Genomic DNA, 21,742 nt, shown 5'->3' with positions numbered 1-21,742 from the left:
ATTTCATGTCAGACGCGCACCGACGCCAGTCACGCTGATGAGAGGCGCCTCAGTGCAATATCTGGCTCAGGAACAGCTGTGTCCGCTCGTTCCGCGGGTTATCGAAGAACGCATCCGGGTTGTTCTGCTCGATGATTTCCCCGCGGTCCATGAAGATAACGCGGTTGGCGACCTTGCGCGCAAAGCCCATTTCGTGCGTCACGCAGATCATCGTCATGCCGCTTTCCTGGGCCAGCGTCACCATCACGTCCAGCACTTCCTTGACCATTTCGGGGTCCAGCGCCGAGGTGGGCTCGTCGAACAGCATGACCTTCGGGTTCATGCACAAGGACCGCGCAATCGCCACGCGCTGCTGCTGGCCGCCCGACAACTGGCCTGGAAACTTCTTGGCCTGATCCGGGATGCGCACGCGTTCCAGGTACTTCATCGCCGTGGCCTCGGCCTGCGCGCGCGGCTGTTTGAGCACCCACATGGGTCCCAGCGTCAGGTTCTCCAGCACCGTCAGGTGCGGGAACAGGTTGAAGTGCTGGAACACCATGCCCACTTCGCGGCGGATGGTCTCGATGTGCTTGAGGTCGTTGGTCAGCTCGGTGCCGTCAACAATGATCTGCCCTTGCTGGTGTTCTTCCAGCCGGTTGATGCAGCGGATCATGGTGGACTTGCCCGAGCCCGACGGGCCGCACACCACGATGCGTTCACCGGGCGCGACGTCCAGGTTGATGTTGCGCAGCACGTGGAACTGGCCGTACCACTTGTTCACGCCCTGCAATCGAATAATGGAATCCGACATGCTTGGTCTCCGTAAGGTTTACCGGGGGCTACGCGGCGCAATCAGCGCGCGTGCCCGGTGGCCAGGCGCTTTTCCAGCGCTTGACTGTATTTGGACATGGAATAGCAAAAGGCGAAGTAGATCAGCGAGATAAAGAGATAAGCCTCTACCCCGAAACCTCGCCACGCCGCGTCGGACAGGGCCGCCTTGGCCGCCAGCGTCAAATCGAAAATGCCGATGATGACAACCAGCGACGTGTCCTTGAACAGGCTGATGAAAATACCGACGAGCGGCGGAATCACGATCTTCAGCGCTTGCGGCAGGATGATCTTGCGCATCTGCTGCCAGTAATTCAGGCCCAGCGAATCGGCGCCTTCATACTGCCCCTTCGGAATGGCCTGCAAGCCGCCGCGAACCGTTTCCGCGATGTAGGCGGCGGCGAACATGATGATGGCGATCTGCGCGCGCAGCAGCTTGTCGATGGTGAAGCCTTCCGGCAGGAACAAGGGCAGCATCACCGACGACATGAACAGCAGGCTGATCAGCGGCACGCCGCGTATCAGTTCGATGTACACGACGCACAGCGCCTTGATGGCGGGCATTTTCGAACGCCGGCCCAGGGCCAGCATTACGCCGATAGGAAAGGCAAACGCAATGCCGAACGTGGCCAGGATCAGCGTCAACGGCAGGCCGCCCCAGCGCGAGTTCTCGACATACGTCAGGCCGAACACGCCGCCCCACATCAACAGCGCCACGGCCGTCAGGCCGGCCGTCCAGATCAGCGCCAGCTTGCCATTCCAGAAGCGGCGCATGCCGCTGCACGCGATCACGCCAACCAGGATCAGCGTCGCGATCAGCGGCCGCCATTGCTCGTCGAACGGATAGGTGCCGAACAGAATCAGCCGGTGCTTTTCAACGATGAACGCCCAGCAGGCGCCGCCGACGGACGCGCGGCATTCCATGGCATTGGTGGCGGTGAAATTGGCCTTCAGGAAAGCCCATTCCACCAGCGCCGGCAGCGACATCAACAAAAACCAGGCCAGCAGTACCGTGATCAGCATATTCAGCGGCGACGAAAACAGGCGCGACCGTACCCAGGCCCACGCGCCCACCTGGGTGCTGGGCGGGGGCAGGGCGTCGGTGAAGGAATGCGTAGTGCTGCTCATATCAACGCTCCACCAGCGCGATGCGCTTGTTGTACCAATTCATGAATATCGAGATCGACAGGCTGACCGTCAGGTAGGCGCCCATGATGATGAGGATGCCTTCGATGGCCTGACCGGTCTGGTTCAGCGTGGTGTTCACGACCGACACGATGTCCGGATAGCCGATGGCAACCGCCAGCGAACTGTTCTTGAGCAGGTTCAGGTATTGGCTGGTCATCGGCGGGATGATCACGCGCAAGGCCTGCGGCAGCACCACCAGCCGCAGCACTTTCGCGCGTGGCAGGCCCAACGAACCGGCCGCTTCCCACTGGCCGTTGTTGACGGCCTGGATGCCCGAACGCACCACTTCGGCGATGAACGCCGAGGTGTAGACGGTAAGACCCAGGAACAGGGCGACGAATTCCGGCGACAGGGTCAGCCCGCCGACGAAGTTGAAGCCCTTTAACGCCGGCATGTCCAACGTCAGCGATGCACCGCCCGCCAGCCAGCCCACGATGGGCAAGCCGATCAGCAAGCCGATGGCGGCGCGGCCCAGCGGAAACGCGCGCCCCGTGGCTTCCTGGCGCTTGGTGCCCCAGTGGCCCAGGAACAGAATCGCCACGATCGCCAGCGCCAGGCCGCCCAGCACCCAGTCCAGCGACGCGCCTTCCAGCCCGGGCACTTTCAGGCCCCGGTTGGAAATGAACACGCCCGGCAAGGGGTTGTGCGCCTGGCGCGGGCCGGGCATGTTTTCGGTGATCAGCGCATACCAGAAGAACAGTTGCAGCAAGAGCGGCACGTTGCGCATCACCTCGACGTACACCGAGGTGATTTTCTTGACGAGCCAGTTCTTCGACAGGCGGCCGACGCCGATGAAAACGCCCAGTATCGTCGCGGCGACCAGCGCCAGCAGGCCCACGCGTAGCGTGTTCAACACGCCCACGAAGATCGCGCGGCCATAGGTGTCGGCCGGGCCGTAGGCGATGACGGATTCGCCAATCGCAAAGCCTGCCTCGCGGTCCAGGAAGCCGAACCCCGTGGCGATGTTGCGCATCGACAGGTTGTGCAGCGTGTTGTGCACCAGGAACCAAACGCCGGCCCCGACCAGCGTCAGGGCCAGCACCTGGTAGACCAGCGCGCGCGTGGCCGGGTCGTTCCAGGAAACCCGGTGCGCGGGCCGCGGCGCCGGGGATAGCGCGGTGTGCTTGGCCACGACTTAGTCCGCCATCAAGACTTTGACGGCCGCTTCCAGGCGGTCCATGCCTTGTTCGATGACTTCGGTGGACGTCGCGAACGAGAACCGCACGTAGGGCGACAAGCCGTACGAGCCGCCGTCGATCACGGCAACGCCGGCTTCGCGCAGGAAGAACAGGCTGACGTCCAGGTCCGTCTTCAGTTCGCCGGCCGGGCCGATGCGGCCGATCAGGCCTTGCACGTTGGCGTACACGTAGAAGGCGCCGTCGGGCATGGCGCACGAAATGCCGGGAATGGCGTTCAGGCGGCGCACGATCAGGTCGCGTCGCGCCTTGAAGATGTCGACCATCTGCGTCACGCTGGACTGGTCGCCTTCCAGGGCGGCCTGCGCGGCCACTTGCGAGATCGCGCTGGGGCACGAGGTGCTTTGCGACATGACCGTGCTCATGGCCTTGATCAGCTCGGCCGGGCCCGCACCGTAGCCCACGCGCCAGCCCGTCATGGCGTAGGACTTGGACATGCCGTTGACGATCAGCGTGCGGCCGATCAGTTGCGGCTCGACCTGCACGGGCGAGGCGTGCGCCTGGCCGCTATAGCAGAAGGGCGCGTAGATTTCGTCGCTAAGAATCCAGACGTGCGGATGGCGCACCAGCACGTCGGTCAGCGCGCGCAGTTCGGCGGCGCTGTAGACGGCGCCGCTGGGGTTGCTGGGCGAATTCAGGATCAACCAGCGCGTGCGCGGCGTGATGGCGGCTTCCAGCGTGGCGGCGTCCAGCTTGAACCCTTGCGATTCCGGGCCGGTCACAACCACGGGCTTGCCTTCGTTCAGCAGCACCATGTCGGGGTAAGACACCCAGTACGGCGCGCACACGATCACTTCGTCGCCCGGTTCCAGGCTGGCCGTCAACGCGGCGCCGATGATCTGCTTGGCGCCCGCGCCCACGGTGATCTGGTCCATGCCGTAGGACACGCCCAGGCCCAGTTGCAGGCTGTTGGCGATGGCGCGGCGCAGGCCCACGGTGCCGTTCGGGCTGGTGTAGCGGATGTCGCCGCTGGCGATGGCGTCCTGGCCGGCGCGCGCGATGTGGGCGGGCGTGGGCATGTCGGGCTCGCCCAACGTGAAGTCGGCGATCTCGCGGCCCTGGCGGCGCAGTTCGTCGACGACGATCTTGGCAGCCATGCTGGGCGAGGGTTTGATCTGTTTCAGGCGGGCATTGACGATGCTGTTCATGATTACAACGTAAAAAGGGCAAACCAGGCCGTGCGATGGCCGGGCTTGCGGGTAAAGAGAAAAGCGGCTTTGCACCAGGGCGAAGTCGCGCAAGGGCGGGATGCCGCGACGGCGGGTATTGCCAGAGTGCGGTTGCGCCGTCGCTAAGGCGAAGCAGGTGGCGCTTAACGCACCGGCCAGCCGTACATCAGGCCGCCTTGGGTCCACTGCTTGTTCAGGCCGCGTTCCAGCTTCAGCGGGCTGTCCTTGCCCATGGCGCGGTCATAGCTTTCGCCGTAGTTGCCCACCTGCTTGATGATGTTGTAGGCCCACTTATCGTCCAGCCCCAGGTTCTTGCCCATGCCCGGGGTCACGCCCAGGATGCGCTGCACGTTCGGGTTGGTGCTCTTGAGCATGTCGTCCACGTTTTTGGACGTGATGCCGTATTCCTCGGCTTCCAGCATCGCGTTCAGCGACCAGCGCACCACGTTGAACCACTGTTCGTCGCCCTGGCGAACCATCGGGCCCAAGGGTTCCTTGGACAGGTTTTCGGGCAGGATTTCCCAGTCTTCCGGCTTGGCCAGGCGCGTGCGCATGTTGGCGGCGGTGTTGGACTTGTCGTTGGTATAGGCATCGCAACGGCCCGATTCCAGCAGGCGGAAGTTTTCGTCGTAGTTCTCGACCAGCACGGGCTTGAACGTCAGGCCGCGGCTGCGGAAGTAGTCGGCCAGGTTCAGCTCGGTGGTGGTGCCGGGCTGCACGCAGATCGTCGCGCCGTCCAGTTCCTTCACGGTTTTCACGTTCATGGACTTCTTGACGATCAGGCCCTGCGCGTCATAGAAGTTCACGCCCACGCCGATCAGGCCCAGCGTGGTGTCGCGGGTCAGCGTCTGCGTGGTGTTGCGCGACAGCATGTCGATTTCGCCGGACTGCAAGGCGGTGAACTTGGCTTGCGCGGTCAACACATTGCCCTTGACCTTCGAAGCGTCGCCGAACATGGCGGCCGCGACGGCGCGGCACATGTCCACGTCCAGCCCCGTCCATTCGCCCTTGCTGTCCAACACCGAGAAGCCGGGAATGCCGGCAAAGCCGCACTGCAAGAAACCCTTTTTCTTGACGGCATCGAACGTCACGCCGGCTTGCGCGCCAGAGGCGGCGCACAGCAAAGTCGCCGCAACGGCGGTGGTCAGAAACTTACGCATGGAGAATGCTCCTGGGGAGGGGGTCGAAAACGCTTGGAATAAGCGAAAGGGAAAGCGGGGTCCGTCGCGCAGGCGCAGCCGATCGCCGGCCGGGGCCGGGCGGGTAGGGCACGCGAAGGCGCGAAGGAAAGGGAAGCGGGCCCGGAACGGGCGCGGTTGACCGGCTCAGGCGCTCAGGTCAGGGGGTGTGCCGATGGATACGCGTCGTGTAGCGCTGGAACGTCGTGCGTAGAGATAGGATCGGACTCATCGGCGGTACTTGTACAACGAGGGTCATAACGAAAGTCATGCTTGGACGGCGCTTGGGCGAGCCTGGGCCGGCAAAACCGGCATGCGCGCAATCCGTCAAGTCATGAGACGTATGATGGCAGCTGTCATACAAGCTAGCAAGTAAGGGGATTCCCGTAATTTCCGTGCCGGGCAGTGACAACGCCGGCACGGTTTCCCCCAGGCAGGCGGCCTATTGCGCGGGCGCCTGCGACAGCAGCTTGCGGTATCGGGCGATGCTGTCGCCCAGGTGGCGGGCCATGGCGGCGCGCGCGGCACCGGGGTCGCGGCGCATGATGGCGGTCAGGATGGCCTCGTGTTCGCGCACGTTGCGGGTTTCGTAGGTTTCGAGCTCTTCGGGGGTCTTGCCGCCGTGCTTGATGTTCAAGTCCAGCATGACGTCGCGCACCGCCGCGCGCAGCAGCGCGGGAAAGTGCGGGTTGTTGGACGCCTTGGCAATGGACAGGTGGAACTCGTAGTCGGCCTTGACGGCGGCTTCCATGTCGCGCGTGGCGCGGTTGAACGCGTCGAACGCTTCCACGATGCCGCTCAGGTCCGAGGCGCTGCGGCGCTCGGCCGCCAGGCCACAGGCTTCGACCTCAAGCCCGGCGCGCAACTCCATGATGTGCAGGGCCCAGCGCGGGTCGGTAGCGGGTTCGATGACAAAGTCGATGGGCTTTTCGCGGTCTTCGGTGACGAATACGCCGATGCCGGGCTTGCTGACCAGCCGGCCGCTCAGGCGCATCGACGCAACCGCTTCGCGGATGACCGTGCGGCTGACGTTGAATTCATCGCACAGCGCATGTTCCGACGGCAGCTTGTCGCCGGCGCGATAGGTGCGGGCGTCCAGGCGCTTGTTCAGTTCCTGGATGACCACGTCTGTCAGGCGCGAACGCTGGCGGGGCCGGGCGGGAGTTTCCATCGTCTCTCTTATAGGGTGGGGCAGTTGCAGCGGGCTTTAGGCCCGCGTCCGGAGCCGCAAGTGTACGCTTTCCGGGCATCGCGGCCGCTTGTACGAAGGGGCGATCGAGGCCGCGATGAAGGCCAGGACAAGGCGCGGACCCGGGGCTTTTACGCCGACACGGCAACGGTAAGGTCGTTCAGAACATCAACCTGTATGACAACATACAGGCTGAGTATTCAGCAATGCCTCGTTGCGCGGGATGCGTAAGCAAAAAAAACGCCCTCAAACCAGAGGGCGTTCTTTCTCAGCCGAGCGGCGGGTACGTGGCCGCGTGGTTACTGCGGGCCAAGCTTCTTGATCAGAGCGTTAAGCATTTCCATTTCTTCGCCCGTCAGGTCGGTCAGCGGCGCGCGCACCGGGCCGGCGTCGTGGCCGACCAGCTTGGCGCCGGCCTTGACGATGCTGACGGCGTAGCCGGCCTTGCGGTTGCGGATTTCCAGGTACGGCAGGAAGAAATCATCCAGCAAGCGGTTGGTGGTGTCCGAGTCCCCGGCGGCAATGGCGCGGTAGAAATCCATGGCGGTCTTGGGCACGAAGTTAAAGACGGCCGACGAATACACCGGCACGCCCAGCGCGCGGTAGGCGGCGGCATAGACTTCGGCCGTGGGCAGGCCGCCCAGGTACGAAAAGCGGTCGCCCATCTTGCGGCGGATGCGCACCATGGCTTCGATGTCGCCAATGCCGTCCTTGAAACCGACCAGGTTCGGGCAGCGTTCGGCCAGGCGTTCCAGGCTGTCGGCCGACAGGCGGGACTGGGCACGGTTGTAGACGATGACGCCGATCTTGATGGACTTGCAGACTTCTTCCACGTGCGCGGCGATGCCGTCTTGCGAGGCTTCGGTCAGGTAGTGCGGCAGCAGCAGGATGCCCTTGGCGCCCTGGCGCTCGGCTTCTTGTGCGTAGGCGATGGCGGTGCGGGTGGGGCCGCCGGCGCCGGCCAGGATCGGCACCTTGCCGGCGCAGGTCTGCACGGCGGTGCGGATGACGTCGGAATATTCCTGGGGCGCCAGGGAGAAGAACTCGCCAGTGCCGCCTGCGGCGAACAGCGCGGTGGCGCCATACGGGGCCAGCCATTCCAGGCGCGCGGCGTAGGTCTTGGCGTTGAAATCGCCGTTCTGGTCAAAGTCCGTCACGGGGAAGGACAGCAAACCTTCCGATACGATTTCTTTGAGTTCCTGGGGAGTCGTCATGCCTGTCATCCAATAAAAAAAGGAGGGGGTAGAACCATGGGACGGCCTGGAAAAATCCTTGGCCTGGAGTAGATGTATGTCATCGTACAACATACAACCCGTACGATGCAACGGCAGCGAAAATTCTATGTGGCCCCTATGAGACACCGCCTACAGAGGCACCACGAATTCGGAATTACCCTAGATTGAAACGCGGTCCTCCAACGAAGTATTCTCCTTTTTCCATAAGTCGTACGACAACGTACAAGACCACAAGACCCCTAGGAGACAAGCTTGAAGGCATTCCCCCTGCTGCGCCGCACGTTCGCCGCTTTGGCCCTGACCACCCTGGCCGCCGCCTCGGCCCATGCCGCCGACGACTGGCCGCGCGCCAAGCCCATCACCCTGGTGGTGCCATTTGCAGCGGGTGGCACCTCGGACATTCTTGGGCGCCTCATTGCACAGGAACTCGGTGCCAGCCTGAGCCAGACCGTGCTGGTGGAAAACAAGGGCGGCGCGGGCGGTGTGCTGGGCGCCGACGCCGTCGCGCGCGCCAAGCCGGACGGCTACACGCTGCTGCTGGGCACCATCGCCACGCACGCCATCAACCCGTCGTTGTTGCCCGGCATCAACTACAACGCCGCCCGCGATTTTGCGCCGGTGATCTTGCTGGGCAGCATTTCGAACGTGCTGCTCGTCGGCGCAAACCAGCCGTACAAAACTGTGCAGGACGTGGTGGCGGCCGGCAAGGCCAACCCCGACACCATCGCCTTCGGCTCGGCCGGGCAAGGCACGTCGCAGCATCTTTCCGGCGAGGTGTTCAAGCAATTGACCGGGGCGCATCTGACGCATGTGCCGTATCGGGGCAGCGCGCCGGCCATCCAGGATTTGATCGGCGGCCAGATTCCCAGTTCGTTCGAAACCGCGCTGGTTGCCTTGCCCTACGTTCAAAGCGGCAAGGTGCGCGCGCTGGCAGTCACGTCCGCCAAGCGCACCGACGTCATGCCCGATGTGCCGACCATGCAGGAGGCGGGTGTCGCGGGCTTTGACGTCAGTAGCTGGCAGGCCATCTACGCGCCTGCCAACACGCCGCCCGCCGTTGTCGACCGATTGAACCAGACCATTGCGGCCATCATCGCCAAGCCCGACGTCAACGCCAAGATGAAGGCGCTCGGCCTGGCCTACACGCCGAATACGCCCGCGCAATTCACGGCGTTCCAGACCGGTGAGCAGGCCAAATGGGCCAAGATCATCGCGGACGGCAAGCTGCGGGTTCAGTAAGGCAATCCAGCGGCAAAGCGGTGGCGCGGGGCGTAGTCGCGGCTCGCGTTTCGCCGCGCGGGCAGGGTGGACGGTTTCAGCACCGTTCCACATGTTGAGACGCGTTCAAAACAGGTATAGTCCAGCGCTTAAGGCCGTTAGCCACGACCGCGCCTCGTTCATGTTCCGGGGCCGCCGCGTCGTCGGGCAGCGGCACTCGCCCCTACCTTGAACCGCCACCGCTACCATGCCGAAATCGTCGTCGCAGCCTGCCAACCGTTCTGCCTTTCCTCGGACTTTGTTGGTCGGATTCCTGACGGCCGCGCTAGCCACTTTGGTGATCGCCTTCGTCAATGTGCGTTCTACCGACAGCCGCACCGAAGCCGTCAAGGCAATGGACCGCAGCACGGAAACGTTGCGCCAGCTCAGCCTGTTCAATTCGGCCGTCAAGGATGCCGAGATCGGCCAGCGCGGGTACCTGCTTACGGGCGAACTGCCTTACCTGCAACCGTATTTGCGGGCGCTGCCGCTGATTGAACAGCGGCTGGCCATCATCAAGGCCGCCACGTCCGACGACCCTTCGCAGCGCCGCATCGTCAACGACATCGAAGGCATCACCCGCCAGAAGCTCGAAGAGCTGCGCGAAACCATCGACATGCAAAAGGCCGGCAACGCGGAAGGCGCCATGGCCATGGTGCGCACCGACGCGGGCAAGGACGCGATGGACCGGCTGCGCGAGCTGGTCAGCGACCTTTATGCGCGGCAGATGGAAGAGCTGGCCGCTGGGCGCGACGCCTGGGCGTCGGCGGCCATCACGTCGGCCTATTACTCGTGGGGCGGCTCGATCCTGTTGCTGGCGCTGATTGCGCTGTCGGCCGGCATGACCGTGCGTGAATACCAGGCCAAGGCGAGGCAGTCGTGGGTTACCACCGGTTTGTCGGGTCTCAGCATGCGCTTGCAGGGCGACTTGCGCCTGGATGAAATCGGCAAGCGTTCGCTGGATTATCTGGCCGAGTACCTGGGCGCAGAGGTGGGCGCGGGCTACGTGGTGGATCGCGCCACCGGCGAACTTGAACTGTTCGGCGGGTTCGCCTTGCCCCCCGAGCGACTGGCACGCAAAATCTTGCCGGCTGAAGGGCTGACCGGCCAGGCCGTCACGTCGCGCCGCCTGCTGCATGTGCGCGACGTGCCGGCAGGCCATCTGGAATTGGCGTCCGCCGTGGGCCGTTCCAACCCGGCCGAACTGGTGCTGGCGCCGGCCATGATGAACGGCCGCGTCTACGCCGTAATCGAACTGGGCTTCAACCATCCGGTGGGTGAAGTGGAACGCGGCCTGCTGGAAGGCGCCTCGGAAATGCTGGCCTCGGCCATCCGCTCCGGCCAGGACCGTACCCGCCTGGAAGCGCTGCTGGAAGAAACCCAGCGTCAGGCCGAAGAGTTGCAAACCCAGCAGGAAGAACTGCGCGTCAGCAACGAAGAGCTTGAGCAGCAAAGCCGTATCCTGCAGGAATCGCAGGCGCGCATGGAATTGCAGCAGACCGAGCTTGAGCAGACCAATACCAACCTGGAAGCGCAGGCCGAACAACTGCTGCGGGTGCAGGGCGCGCTGACCGAGAAGGCCCGCCAACTGACGCAGGCCAGCCAGTTCAAGAGCGAGTTCCTGGCCAACATGAGCCACGAGCTGCGCACGCCGCTTAATTCCACGCTGATCCTGGCCAAGCTGCTGTCGGACAACAAGCCCGGCAACCTCAGCACCGAACAGGTCAAGTACGCGCAAACCATCTACGCCGCCGGCAGCGACCTGCTGACGCTGATCAACGACATCCTGGACCTGGCCAAGATCGAGGCCGGGCAAGCCACGATGGAAGTCGAGCAGGTGACCATCGCCTCGACCCTGCAACGCCTGCTGGAACCCCTGCGGCCGATGGCGCTGGAAAAGGGCCTGGCGCTGGAATTGGATATCGACTCCGCCGTCCCGCCGGCTATGCACACCGACCCCAAGCGCCTGGGCCAGGTGCTGAAGAACCTGTTGTCGAACGCGCTGAAATTCACCGAGCGCGGCACGGTGGCGCTGCGCGTTTCGCGCGCGGGCCGCGACCGCCTGCTTTTTGCGGTGCACGACACCGGCATCGGCGTGCCGGCCGAGCAGCAAGAGCTGATCTTCGAAGCGTTCCGGCAGGCAGACGGCAGCACGCATCGCAAGTACGGCGGCACGGGGCTGGGGCTGTCGATCTCGCGCGATCTGGCCGAACTGCTGGGCGGCAAGCTGACCGTGGCCAGCACACCGGGGCAGGGCAGCGTTTTCACGCTGGAAGTGCCGGTGCGCCTGGAAAACGCGCCGCCCGCGCAAACGCGTAGCAGCGTGGCGCCGTTTCCCCGCATCGCCAAGCCGGTGTATGCCGCGGTCGAAACGCGGCAGTCGCCGGCGGCCGCCAAGGTGCCCGATACCCCCGCGCCCGCCGGCGACAGTGACAGCGCCGAGCCGGAACGCAGCATTCTCGTCATCGAGGACGACGAGCGCTTTGCCGGCATTCTTGCCGACCTGGCCCGCGAAATGGGCTTTGGCTGCCTGACGGCGCACACCGCCACCGACGGCCTGGAGCTTGCGACGCAAAAGCGCCCCAACGCCATCGTGCTGGACGTGAACCTGCCTGATTTTTCCGGGCTAGGCGTCCTGGATCAACTGAAACGCAACCCGCAAACGCGCCACATCCCCGTGCACGTGGTGTCGGTAGCGGACTACGCGCAGGAAGCCATGGGCCGGGGCGCCGTCGGCTACGCCCTCAAGCCCGTCAAGCGCGAAGAGCTGGTGGAAGCCTTGCGGCGCCTGGAAGCCAAGTTCACCCAACACGTGCGACGCGTGCTGGTGGTGGAAGACGACGACCGCCAACGCGAAAGCGTGCGCCAGCTGCTGGCGCGTAACGATGTCGAAATCGTGCCCGCCGCCACTGCTGCCGCGGCGCTGGAACTGCTGCGCGGCACCACGTTCGATTGCGTGGTGATGGACTTGAACCTGCCCGACATCAGCGGCTATGAGTTGCTGGAGCAGATGGCCGAGCAGGAAAGCGTGTCGTTTCCGCCGGTCATCGTGTACACGGGCCGCGCGCTGTCGCGCGATGAAGAGCAGCACCTGCGCCGTTTCTCGAAGTCCATCATCATCAAGGATGCGCGTTCGCCCGAACGCCTGCTGGACGAAGTGACGCTGTTCCTGCACCAGGTTGAAGCCGAACTGCCCCCCGAGCATCGTCAGATGCTGGAGCTGGCCCGCAGCCGCGATTCCACGCTGGAAGGCCGTACGGTGCTGGTGGTGGAAGACGACGTGCGCAACGTGTTCGCCCTGTCCAGCATTCTTGAGCCTACCGGCCTGCGCGTGGAAATTGCGCGCAACGGCCGCGAGGCGCTGGATGCGCTGGAGCGCGCCGGTTCGGACGGCATGGCCGCGATCGACCTGGTCCTGATGGACATCATGATGCCGGAGATGGATGGCTACACGGCGATGCGTCACATCCGCAACCGGCCGGAATGGCGGCGCCTGCCGATCATTGCGCTGACCGCCAAGGCCATGAAGGACGACCAGGAGAAATGCCTGGCGGCCGGCGCCAACGACTACATCGCCAAGCCTCTTGATGTTGAACGCTTGCTGTCCCTGGTGCGCGTCTGGATGCGCAGCTAACGCCGCGTCCGCGCTTTTTTACGCTGAACACCACCATGCCTGCCTCTGCCAAAGCGCGTATTGCCGACATCGAGCAGCGTCTGCTGCTTGATGCGATTTACCACCACTACCACTACGATTTTCGGGAGTACGCGCAGGCGTCCCTGAAGCGGCGGCTGCAAACCGCGCTGACCCAGTTCGGCTGCAAGACGCTATCGCAGTTGCAAGACCGGGTGCTGCATGAACCGGCGGTATTCACCGCGCTGTTGCAGTTCCTGACCGTGCAGGTCAGCGACATGTTTCGCGACCCCGGCTACTTTCAGGCGCTGCGCACCGAGGTCATTCCCATCCTGCGTACCTACCCGTCGATCAAAGTGTGGGTGGCCGGATGCAGCGCCGGCGAAGAGGTCTATTCGCTGGCCATTCTGTTGGCCGAAGAGGGCTTGCTGGACCGCGCGCTGATCTACGCCACCGACATCAACCCGCATGCGCTGCGCGCCGCCGAGCAAGGCGTGTTCGACCTGGACCGCGTAGCCGCGTTTTCCAGCAACCACGCGCGCTCGGGCGGGTTGAGCTCGCTGTCTGACTACTACACGGCTCGATACGGACGGGTGGTGTTCGACAAGCGGCTGCGCGAACACATGGTATTTTCCGATCACAGCCTGGCCACTGACAGCGTGTTCGCCGAAGTGCACTTGATATCGTGCCGCAACGTGCTTATCTACTTCGAGCGCGACTTGCAAAACCGCGCGCTGGGCTTGTTCCATGAAGCACTGGTGCACCGCGGCTTTCTTGGCCTGGGCTCGCGCGAATCGCTGCGGTTCACGGGGCAGGCCGACAACTTTGACGACTTTGTGCTTGAAGAACGCATCTACCGCAAAAAGGCGGGGCTGTGAGCTCGGGCGCGCCGACCCTTCCGGCAAGCGCGGCGGCAAGCGCGGCGGCAAGGACGCCGTCGGGCCCGTGGGACGCCATCGTCATCGGCGGCTCGTCGGGCGCGCTTGACGCGCTGAACGTGCTGATTCCCGCCTTGCCGGCGCGCCTGTGCGCGGCCGTGATCATCGTGCTGCATTTGCCGCGCGACCGACGCAGCCTGCTGGTGGATATTTTTCGTGAACGCTGCGCCTTGCCCGTGCTGGAGGCGGAAGATCAGCTTTGGATACAGCCGGGTCATCTGTACTTCGCGCCGCCGGATTACCACCTGTTGGTGGACCAGGGGCCGCGATTGGCGTTGTCGGTCGGCGCGCCCGTGTATTTTTCACGGCCGTCGATTGACGTCTTGTTTGATTCGGCTGCCGACTGCTATGGCGACCGGCTGATGGGCATCCTGCTTTCCGGCGCGAACGAGGACGGCGCGCAGGGCCTGGCTGCCATTCATGCCGCCGGCGGTCGCACCGTGGTGCAGTCGCCGTCGTCCGCCTCAATGCCCACCATGCCGCAAGCGGCGTTGGCCCGGCACGCGGTTGATGACCAACTGGCCCCCGACGAGATCGCCGCGATGCTTGCCCGCTTGCCGACGCAGCCCGTGCTGTAACCCTAAACCGCTTTGACACCATGTTCCTGACATCTGCCAAACCGCAAGAAGAAAGAATCAAATGCCTGCTCGTCGACGACATTCCCGAAAATCTGATCGCGCTGGAAGCGCTGCTGCAAAATGAAAAGATCCAGGTGCTCAAGGCCCAATCCGGACCCGAAGCGCTTGAACTGCTGCTGAACCACGGCGACGTCGCGCTGGCGCTGCTGGACGTGCAGATGCCTGACATGAACGGATTCGAGCTGGCCGAACTGATCCGGGGCAGCGAGCGCACGCGCCACATTCCGCTGATCTTCATCACCGCCGGTTCGCGCGAGCACAACTGGCAGTTTCGCGGCTATGAAAGCGGCGCCGTGGATTTTCTGTACAAGCCCATCGACCCGCACATGCTGCGCATGAAGGCAAACGTCTTTTTCGAGTTGCATGAGCGCAAGCGCGCGCTGGCGCAGCAGCTGGAAGAGCGCACCGAAGCCTTGCGGATCAACGAGATGTTCATGGCGGTGTTAAGTCATGACCTGCGCACGCCCTTGCAGTCGATCGTGATGGGGGCGTCCCTGTTGCAGCGGCAGACGGACCCCGGCCGCGTGGCGGGCCTGGCCCAGCGCATGTTGCAAAGCAGCGAGCGCATGGCGCGGTTGATCGAAGACCTGCTGGACGTTACGCGTATCCGGCAGGCGGGCGGCTTGACGCTGGCCTCGGCCCAGCAGCGCATGGATGCACTGGTGCGCCGCACCGTGGACGAAGCGCAGACGGGCCGGCCCGACCGGCAGATCGAATGCGAATTCGTGGGCGACATGGCGGGCGTCTGGGACGGCGACCGCCTGTGCCAGGTGTTTGCCAACCTGATCGGCAACGCCCTGCATCATGGCGACCGCGACATCCCGGTGCATGTGCACGCCGACGGCACAGTGGCCGACCGCGTCACGGTCACGGTCAGCAACGGCGGCACGATTCCACCGGCGTTGCTGCCGCACCTGTTCAATCCCTTTCGCAGCGGCGAGCGTCGGGCTGACAGCCACAACGGGCTGGGGCTAGGCTTGTTCATCGCGCAGCAGATCGTGCTGAGCCATCACGGCCGCATCGGCGCCGAATCGCGTAACGGCGTGACGCGCTTCCGGGTGGACCTGCCGCGCGACAGCCAGCGCGGCGCGCCGGCGTAGATCGAAGCCGGTGCAGATTGAACTCGGCGTAGATCGAAGCCGGTGCAGATCGTACCCGGCGCGGACCAGACCCCGGCGTGGGTCAGAACTCGGCCGAGACCGACAGCAGCACCGTGCGCGGTGCGCCGACGGTCAAGCCTTCCCGCGCGGCCGACTGCCAGTAGTTCTTGTTGAACACGTTTTCCACCGTCGCTCGCACCACCATCGGCGTGCCGCTGGCGTTGAACGCGTAGCGCGCGCCCAGATCAAAGCGGGTCCAGCCGGGGATCGTCTGCGTGTTGCCCACGTCGACATACTGCTGGCTGGTGCGCAACATGCGCGCCGTGACGGTCAGGCCGGGCAGAAAGGGCGTGTCCCATTCCGCTGCCGCGTTGAACTGAAAGCGCGGCACGGCCGGCGCCCAGTTGCCATCATTGGCACCGCCCTCGGTGCGCGTCAGGCGCGCGTCGGTATAGGCCACGCCGCCCAGCAATCGCACGCCGGGCGCGGCTTCGCCTTGCACCAACAATTCCAGGCCGCGATTGCGCTGCTGGCCGTTGGATACGTAGCGGCGGGTGTCGGGGTCCAGAAAGCTGCTGGGTTTTTCGATCTGGAACGCGCTTAACGTCGTGGAGAATTCGCCAAAGTCGTATTTGCCGCCCACTTCGATCTGCTTGGCAATTTCCGGCGCGAACATTTCCCCCGCATTGACCGAGCCTTCGGGCGCGGTGCCGCCCTGGCTCAAGCCTTCGATGTAGTTGCCGTACAGGGACAGGCGCTGGGTGGGGCGCACGGTCAATGCGAAGGCGGGCGTGACGGCCGACTTGGCATATTCCGACGTGCTGCGCCCGGTGGCGGCGTCAAAGTTGGTGGACTCGATGCGCTGGTGCCGAAAGCCCGCAATGACCTGCACGCGGTCATCCAGAAACGAGATCTTGTCGGCCAGCGCCACGCTGTACAGGCGCGACTCGCTGGTCTTGGGCAGGTCGCCCGGTCGCGCGATGTCCGGCTTGGACAGGTCGGCCGGGTCGTACAGGTTTGAGAACACGGTGCGCGAACGGATGCGGGCCGACGAATAATCGATGTCCAGCGCGCTGGCGCTGATGGACGGCTCATGCTTGACGGCGCCGGTGTTAAAGCGCCCGCGCAGGCCGACTTCGCCCGTCTTGCTCAGCAGGTTCTCGTTCAGACGGGCCGGCACGGCGCCGATGTCGCCGTTGCCGTCCAGCATCAGCCAGCTGGTTTGCAGGCTTTCAAAGTCGTGCTTACGCGCGCCGATGGCGCCGTACACCGTCCAGTCGGGCGTCAGGTCGTATTCCGCGCGCAGGGCGCCCGACCATTCCTTGGTCTTCCAATAGGTCCATGACGGAAAGAAGTTGCGGCGCGCGTCGGGCGCCGCGCCGATGTCCACGCCCGGCGGCGGCGGAAACAGCAAGCCGCTGCGCGCATCGGTGGTGCGGTTCTGGTAGTTGATGTCGCCGTCCAGCCGGAAACGTTCGGCCTGGTAGTCCAGGCCCAGGGCCACGGCGCCCAGGTTTTCCTTGGAGCCGTCTTGCGGCAGGTCGCCACCGCTGCCGGCCACGTTCAGGCGCACGCCGAACTGTTGGGTGTCGCCATAGCGGCGCGCCAGGTCGGCGTGCACGCCAAACTGCGAGTCGCCGATGTAGTTGACGGTGTAGCGGTTAAGCGGCTCGGCGCCGGCGCGCTTGGGCACCAGGTTGATCGCGCCGCCCACCGAACCGTACGGTGCCATGCCGTTGAGCAAGGCGTTGGGGCCGCGCAGCACTTCCACGCGTTCGACGCCGATCAGCGAACTGGCGTTGCGCGGCGACACGCCGTACAGGCCGTTGAACGACACGTCGTAGTTGAACAGGGTGAAGCCGCGGATGTTGAATTCATCGCGTCCCGCGCCGCGTGAATACGTGTTGCGCACCGACGGGTCGTTGACCAGTACGTCGCCGATGTTCTGCGCCTGCTGGTCCTCGATCAGCTTGGACGTGTATTGCGTGGCGCTGAAGGGGGTGTCCATGTCGCTCATGTTGCCCAGCAGGCCGATGCGACCGCCGCTAGCCACCTGGCCGCCTGCGTAGACGGGGGGCAGGCCGGTGTCGAGGGCGCTGCCCGTGACGGTGACGGCTTCCAGCGTGGTGGCGCCGGCCGCGGGCAGGGCGGACAGGCGGAACTGGTTGGGCGCCTCGCGCGTGGCGCGCAGGCCGGTGCCGGCCAATGCCTGGGTCAACGCATCGGCGCGTGTATAGCGGCCCCGCACGCCGCCGCTCAGGCGGCCGGCCAGCAGGTCGGGCGGCGCGGCCAGCAAGATGCCGGTTTCATTAGCCAGCCGGGTCAGCACCTGGCCCACCGGGGCGGCGGGGATGTCGAACGACAGCAGGTCGGCGGCGGGCGCTGACTGCGCATGCAAGGTCGGCGCCCAGGGGGCGAAGACGGCGGCGATGGCCAGCGCCAGCGCTGGCGCGGAGGGAAAGTGGTGAGACATGACGGAAACCTGTGCGCTCGTGCGGGGGGTCAATGAAGGAAGCGGGCGGAGAGGCAACGAAACCGGCCAACGAGGCGGCCAACGAGGCGGGCCAACGAAGCGGGCCAACGAAGCGGGCTAACGAAGCCGGACAACGAAGCCGGACAACGAAACGGACGTTGCAAGAACTCTTGCTTCCTAAATCGAACGACGCATCGAAATGCGGAACTGCGCGCGCGAATATTTTTCAGGCATCGCGTGCTTCGATGCTGATCCACCAAGGCAAGGGGCGTTGCAGGCGGATGGGCAGCACCGAGGCCAACATGGCCAGCGCGCGGTCCACATCGGTAAGCGGATAGCTGCCGAAGACGGGCAGGCGGCCCAGCTCGGGCGACAAGCCCAGGTGGCCCGGGTGGTAGCGGCGCAGTTCGGCCACCACGTCGGACAGCGGCGTGCCGTTGGCCAGCAGCAAGCCCCGGCGCCAGCTTTCACGGGCGGGGTCGGCCGGCATCAAAGGCTGCAAAGCGTCAGCGGTAAAGCGCGCCTGCTGGCCCGCGTTCACGACCTCGCTGGCGTCCGAGCGCAACAGGTTTACCCGCACCGCGCCGTCATACACCGCGACCAGCGTGCGCGCATCGCCCTGACTGACCGAAAAGCGCGTGCCCAAGGCTTGCACGCGGCCTTGGCTTGTTTCCACGAAGAACGGCCGCAGCGGGTCCTGGGCGGTATCGATCAGGATTTCGCCCGCCACCAGTTGCAGGCGGCGTTCGGTGTTGCGGTACGCCACGTTGAACGCGCTTAGCGCATTGATCCAGACCGTCGTGCCGTCGGCCAGTGTCACCTGCCGGGTTTCGCCCACGCCCGCCTGGTATTCGTTGCCCCATAGCGTGGCCAACGCGGACAAGGGCGTCTGGCGCCATGCGGTCCAGCCGATCCACGACAGCCCCAGCGCGCCGGCCAGACCCAGCACCACCTGACGGCGGCGACGGGGCGCATCGCTGCGCGCCTGGCGAAATGCCGTCACGGCGGCGTGACGGTCAGGGCTGGATTGCAAGGGGGTAAAACGGCGGTCGATACGTTCAACGTAGCTCCACGCTTGCCGCTGTTCGGCGCCCCGGTCCATCCATTGCCGCCATTGCTGCTGTTCGGCGGCGGACGCCTGCCCGGTGCGCAGACGCGCGTACCACTCGGCGGCTTCTTCCATGACGCGGTGCGACGGTTCGACAGCGGTCACGGCCGTCATGGCGATACGGGCGATACGGGCGATACGGGCAGTGCAGGCAGTGCAGGCGTTGCGTGCGTTGCGGGCAGCGCGGCGGCGGGAGCTGCAACGCGTTCATCCGGTAGCCCGGCGGCCAGCCGCGCTTCCAGCTTCATGCAGCACAGCATGGCGCGCGCCACGTACTTGCGCACCATGCGCGCCGACACGTTCAGCGTGGCCGCCACCTCGTTATCAGTCATTTCGCACGCCACCGCCATGACGAATGCGTGCGCGACCTTGGGCGGCAGTTCGCGCAGCATCGTGTCGATTTCGCCCAGCGCTTCCAGGACCATCGCCTGGTCTTCGGCGGACGAAACGGTGGGTTCGGGTTGGGTGGCCAGCGCGTCCAGCCAAGCTTGTTCCAGGCTGCGGCGGCGCCAAAGATCCACGCACATGCCGTTGGCCATCTTGCGCAGATAGCTGCGTGCTTGTTGGGGGCTGTCGAAATGGCAGGGGCGGGTCAACAGGCGCACGAAGGCGTCGTGCGCCAGGTCGGCCGCATCCGCCGCGTTGCCCAGGCGCCAGTTCACCCAGGCCAGCAACCAGTGATGATGGTTGCCGTACAAGTGTTCGAAGTCCGTGGACAAAGGGGGTGCAGCGCTCAAGGGTCCCGCCCGCTCACGACAGGTGTCGGCATTAATGCTAATGCGAACACTTATCAATTATTTACCGAGGGCAGATTATTGCGCGGCGCCGGGCGGCTTGGCAACCCGGGCAAAAACCAGTGTGGCGCGGGGGCGTCACGGCCCCGGGCTGGAACACGGACCACCGACCCAAACCACCGGCCCGGACCATCGACCCGGACCATCGACCCAAACCACCGGTCCGGACCACTGGCCCAAACCACCAGCAACCCGCGTCCCGCATTGCGCGGGCGCGGGCTGCCGTTCTTCGCTAGCTCAAGCCGGCGTCAGCACGCCGTCGACCATGCGGGCGATCGACAAGGGGTTGGCGCGCTTGACGCCGTCGGGCAGCAGCGCGTCGGGCAGGTCCTGATAGCAGACCGGACGCAGGAAGCGGCGGATCGCCGTGGCGCCCACCGACGTCGAGGCCGGATTGGACGTGGCCGGGAACGGGCCGCCGTGCACCATGGCGTGGCTGACTTCGACGCCGGTCGGGTAGCCGTTGGCCAGGATGCGGCCGGCCTTGCGCTCCAGCACGGGCAACAAGGACTTGGCCTGGGCCACGTCGGCATCGTCCACGAACAGGGTGGCGGTCAACTGACCTTCCAGGTGCTCGGCCACGGCCGTCATCTGGGCCACGTCGCGGCAGCCCACCACCAGCGAGGCCGGGCCGAACACTTCGGCTTCCAGTTCGCGCGATGCCAGGAAGCGGTCGGCTTCGGTGCCGAACACCACCGCGCCCGCCGCGTTGGCGGCCGGCTTGGACGCTTCGCCACGGCCCAGGGTGGTCACGCTGGCGTGCTTGGCCAGTGCATCGGCGCCTTCCTGGTAGGCCGCGAAGATGCCCGGGGTCAGCATGGTGGCCGCGCCCTTGGCGGTGACCGCCTCGGCGGCGGCTTTACGGAAGCGGTCCAGCGCCGGGCCTTCAACGCCCACGACCAGGCCGGGGTTGGTGCAGAACTGGCCCACGCCCATGGCCAGCGAATCCACGAAGCCCTTGGCGATGGCTTCGGCGCGCGCTTCCAAAGCGGCCGGCATCAGGAACACGGGGTTGATGCTGGACATTTCGGCGTACACGGGAATCGGCACGGGGCGGGCGTTGGCGGCGGCAACCAGCGCCAGACCGCCACGGCGCGAACCCGTGAAGCCCACGGCGGCAATGGCCGGGTGCGACACCAGCGCGGTGCCGATTTCGCTGCCGGCGCCAAACAGCAACGAGAACGTGCCTTCGGGCAAACCGTGCTTGGCGACAGCGGCCTGGATCACGCGGCCAACCATTTCCGAGGCGCCGGGATGCGCGTTGTGCGCCTTGACGATGACGGGGCAGCCGGCGGCCAGCGCCGAAGCGGTGTCGCCGCCGGCCACCGAGAAGGCCAGCGGGAAGTTGCTGGCGCCGAACACGGCAACGGGACCCAGGGCCACGTTGGCCAGGCGCAGGTCGGCGCGCGGCAGCGGCTGGCGTTCGGGTTGTGCGGGGTCGATCGTGGCGTCCAGGAAATAGCCGTCGCGCACGACCCGCGCAAACAGGCGCAGCTGGCCCACGGTGCGGCCGCGTTCGCCTTGCAGGCGGGCGACGGGCAGGCCGGTTTCCAGGTGCGTGCGTTCAATCAGTGCGTCGCCCAGCGCCAGGATGCCTTCGGCGATGCTTTCCAGGAACTGCGCGCGGGTTTCCAGCGGGGCGGCACGGTACGTGTCGAAGGCGGCGCGGGCCAGTTCGGCGGCGCGCGCAACGTCGTCGGACGAGCCGGCGGGGAAGGCCGGTTCCAGGCGTTCGCCCGTGGCCGGGTTGATGGCGTATTGCGCGGCGCCCCCGCCCAGGACGGCGGTCGAGCCGATCAGCATTTTGCCGGTCAGTGTCATGATGAATTCTCCGAAAAAAA

Annotated in this window: 16 protein-coding genes; 5 read left to right on the top strand and 11 right to left on the bottom strand. The window is 65.3% G+C overall.

The window, feature by feature from the left end; all coding sequences use genetic code 11:
• Positions 1–49: 49 nt before the first annotated feature.
• The 7 genes from AC6LJY_RS18100 to kdgD form a co-directional block, all read right to left on the bottom strand.
• Positions 50–790, bottom strand: coding sequence for an amino acid ABC transporter ATP-binding protein (locus AC6LJY_RS18100; RefSeq protein ID WP_046807050.1), 741 nt, complete (start codon positions 788–790; stop codon positions 50–52).
• A gap of 41 nt (positions 791–831) precedes the next feature.
• A complete protein-coding gene (locus AC6LJY_RS18095; protein WP_498136490.1) occupies positions 832–1,935 on the bottom strand; it encodes an amino acid ABC transporter permease in 1,104 nt (367 codons plus the stop codon).
• 1 nt (position 1,936) lies between these two features.
• Complete coding sequence (locus AC6LJY_RS18090; RefSeq protein ID WP_046807052.1) at positions 1,937–3,127, bottom strand: amino acid ABC transporter permease; 1,191 nt, start codon at positions 3,125–3,127, stop codon at positions 1,937–1,939.
• A gap of 3 nt (positions 3,128–3,130) precedes the next feature.
• Positions 3,131–4,339 carry an aminotransferase class I/II-fold pyridoxal phosphate-dependent enzyme gene (locus AC6LJY_RS18085; protein ID WP_498136489.1) on the bottom strand — a complete coding sequence of 403 codons (1,209 nt, stop codon included), beginning with the start codon at positions 4,337–4,339 and terminating at the stop codon, positions 3,131–3,133.
• A gap of 164 nt (positions 4,340–4,503) precedes the next feature.
• Positions 4,504–5,520 (bottom strand): amino acid ABC transporter substrate-binding protein, encoded by a 1,017-nt coding sequence (locus tag AC6LJY_RS18080; RefSeq protein ID WP_046807054.1) that lies wholly within the window; start codon positions 5,518–5,520, stop codon positions 4,504–4,506.
• A 460-nt stretch (positions 5,521–5,980) separates the two neighbouring features.
• Complete coding sequence (locus AC6LJY_RS18075) at positions 5,981–6,709, bottom strand: FadR/GntR family transcriptional regulator (RefSeq protein WP_046807055.1); 729 nt, start codon at positions 6,707–6,709, stop codon at positions 5,981–5,983.
• Between the two features lie 317 nt (positions 6,710–7,026).
• Entirely contained in the window at positions 7,027–7,941 is a 915-nt protein-coding gene (kdgD, locus tag AC6LJY_RS18070; RefSeq protein WP_104145789.1) for a 5-dehydro-4-deoxyglucarate dehydratase, read from the bottom strand.
• Positions 7,942–8,214: 273 nt separating this feature from the next.
• On the opposite strand from kdgD, the gene AC6LJY_RS18065 reads away from it, so the two are divergent.
• The 5 genes from AC6LJY_RS18065 (at position 8,215) to AC6LJY_RS18045 (ending at position 15,526) form a co-directional block, all read left to right on the top strand.
• Positions 8,215–9,201: a Bug family tripartite tricarboxylate transporter substrate binding protein gene (locus AC6LJY_RS18065; RefSeq protein WP_485131670.1), complete on the top strand. Its 987-nt coding sequence runs from the start codon at positions 8,215–8,217 to the stop codon at positions 9,199–9,201.
• Between the two features lie 226 nt (positions 9,202–9,427).
• Positions 9,428–12,853 carry a response regulator gene (locus AC6LJY_RS18060; RefSeq protein ID WP_498136488.1) on the top strand — a complete coding sequence of 1,142 codons (3,426 nt, stop codon included), beginning with the start codon at positions 9,428–9,430 and terminating at the stop codon, positions 12,851–12,853.
• 35 nt (positions 12,854–12,888) lie between these two features.
• Positions 12,889–13,728 (top strand): CheR family methyltransferase, encoded by an 840-nt coding sequence (locus AC6LJY_RS18055; RefSeq protein ID WP_314360542.1) that lies wholly within the window; start codon positions 12,889–12,891, stop codon positions 13,726–13,728.
• Positions 13,725–14,366 carry a chemotaxis protein CheB gene (locus tag AC6LJY_RS18050; protein ID WP_498136487.1) on the top strand — a complete coding sequence of 214 codons (642 nt, stop codon included), beginning with the start codon at positions 13,725–13,727 and terminating at the stop codon, positions 14,364–14,366. Before AC6LJY_RS18055 ends, AC6LJY_RS18050 begins: the two co-directional genes overlap by 4 nt.
• Before the next feature lie 20 nt (positions 14,367–14,386).
• Positions 14,387–15,526 (top strand): hybrid sensor histidine kinase/response regulator, encoded by a 1,140-nt coding sequence (locus AC6LJY_RS18045; protein WP_046807060.1) that lies wholly within the window; start codon positions 14,387–14,389, stop codon positions 15,524–15,526.
• 82 nt (positions 15,527–15,608) lie between these two features.
• Here AC6LJY_RS18045 and AC6LJY_RS18040 read toward each other — a convergent pair whose 3' ends face one another.
• The 4 genes from AC6LJY_RS18040 to AC6LJY_RS18025 all read right to left on the bottom strand — a co-directional run bounded on the left by AC6LJY_RS18040 (position 15,609) and on the right by AC6LJY_RS18025 (position 21,722).
• Complete coding sequence (locus tag AC6LJY_RS18040; RefSeq protein ID WP_498136486.1) at positions 15,609–17,999, bottom strand: TonB-dependent siderophore receptor; 2,391 nt, start codon at positions 17,997–17,999, stop codon at positions 15,609–15,611.
• 226 nt (positions 18,000–18,225) lie between these two features.
• On the bottom strand, positions 18,226–19,221 hold the full coding sequence (locus AC6LJY_RS18035) for a FecR family protein (protein WP_498136485.1): 996 nt from the start codon (positions 19,219–19,221) through the stop codon (positions 18,226–18,228).
• Positions 19,218–19,826, bottom strand: a complete 609-nt coding sequence (locus AC6LJY_RS18030; RefSeq protein WP_314360611.1) for a sigma-70 family RNA polymerase sigma factor — start codon at positions 19,824–19,826, stop codon at positions 19,218–19,220. Before AC6LJY_RS18030 ends, AC6LJY_RS18035 begins: the two co-directional genes overlap by 4 nt.
• A 312-nt stretch (positions 19,827–20,138) precedes the next feature.
• On the bottom strand, positions 20,139–21,722 hold the full coding sequence (locus AC6LJY_RS18025) for an aldehyde dehydrogenase (NADP(+)) (protein ID WP_498136484.1): 1,584 nt from the start codon (positions 21,720–21,722) through the stop codon (positions 20,139–20,141).
• Between the last annotated feature and the right edge of the window lie 20 nt (positions 21,723–21,742).

It is taken from the genome of Achromobacter sp. RT286_PF (assembly GCF_059760425.1).
This window is presented reverse-complemented; position numbering and strand designations above follow the sequence as displayed.

Excerpts from the sequence above, each read along its gene's own strand:
- AC6LJY_RS18100 (WP_046807050.1), bottom strand. The coding sequence starts at position 790 with ATGTCGGATTCCATTATTCGATTGCAGGGCGTGAACAAGTGGTACGGC.
- AC6LJY_RS18095 (WP_498136490.1), bottom strand. The coding sequence starts at position 1,935 with ATGAGCAGCACTACGCATTCCTTCACCGACGCCCTGCCCCCGCCCAGC.
- AC6LJY_RS18085 (WP_498136489.1), bottom strand. The coding sequence starts at position 4,339 with ATGAACAGCATCGTCAATGCCCGCCTGAAACAGATCAAACCCTCGCCC.
- AC6LJY_RS18080 (WP_046807054.1), bottom strand. The coding sequence starts at position 5,520 with ATGCGTAAGTTTCTGACCACCGCCGTTGCGGCGACTTTGCTGTGCGCC.
- AC6LJY_RS18075 (WP_046807055.1), bottom strand. The coding sequence starts at position 6,709 with ATGGAAACTCCCGCCCGGCCCCGCCAGCGTTCGCGCCTGACAGACGTG.
- kdgD (WP_104145789.1), bottom strand. The coding sequence starts at position 7,941 with ATGACGACTCCCCAGGAACTCAAAGAAATCGTATCGGAAGGTTTGCTG.
- AC6LJY_RS18060 (WP_498136488.1), top strand. The coding sequence starts at position 9,428 with ATGCCGAAATCGTCGTCGCAGCCTGCCAACCGTTCTGCCTTTCCTCGG.
- AC6LJY_RS18055 (WP_314360542.1), top strand. The coding sequence starts at position 12,889 with ATGCCTGCCTCTGCCAAAGCGCGTATTGCCGACATCGAGCAGCGTCTG.
- AC6LJY_RS18045 (WP_046807060.1), top strand. The coding sequence starts at position 14,387 with ATGTTCCTGACATCTGCCAAACCGCAAGAAGAAAGAATCAAATGCCTG.
- AC6LJY_RS18040 (WP_498136486.1), bottom strand. The coding sequence starts at position 17,999 with ATGTCTCACCACTTTCCCTCCGCGCCAGCGCTGGCGCTGGCCATCGCC.
- AC6LJY_RS18035 (WP_498136485.1), bottom strand. The coding sequence starts at position 19,221 with ATGACGGCCGTGACCGCTGTCGAACCGTCGCACCGCGTCATGGAAGAA.
- AC6LJY_RS18025 (WP_498136484.1), bottom strand. The coding sequence starts at position 21,722 with ATGACACTGACCGGCAAAATGCTGATCGGCTCGACCGCCGTCCTGGGC.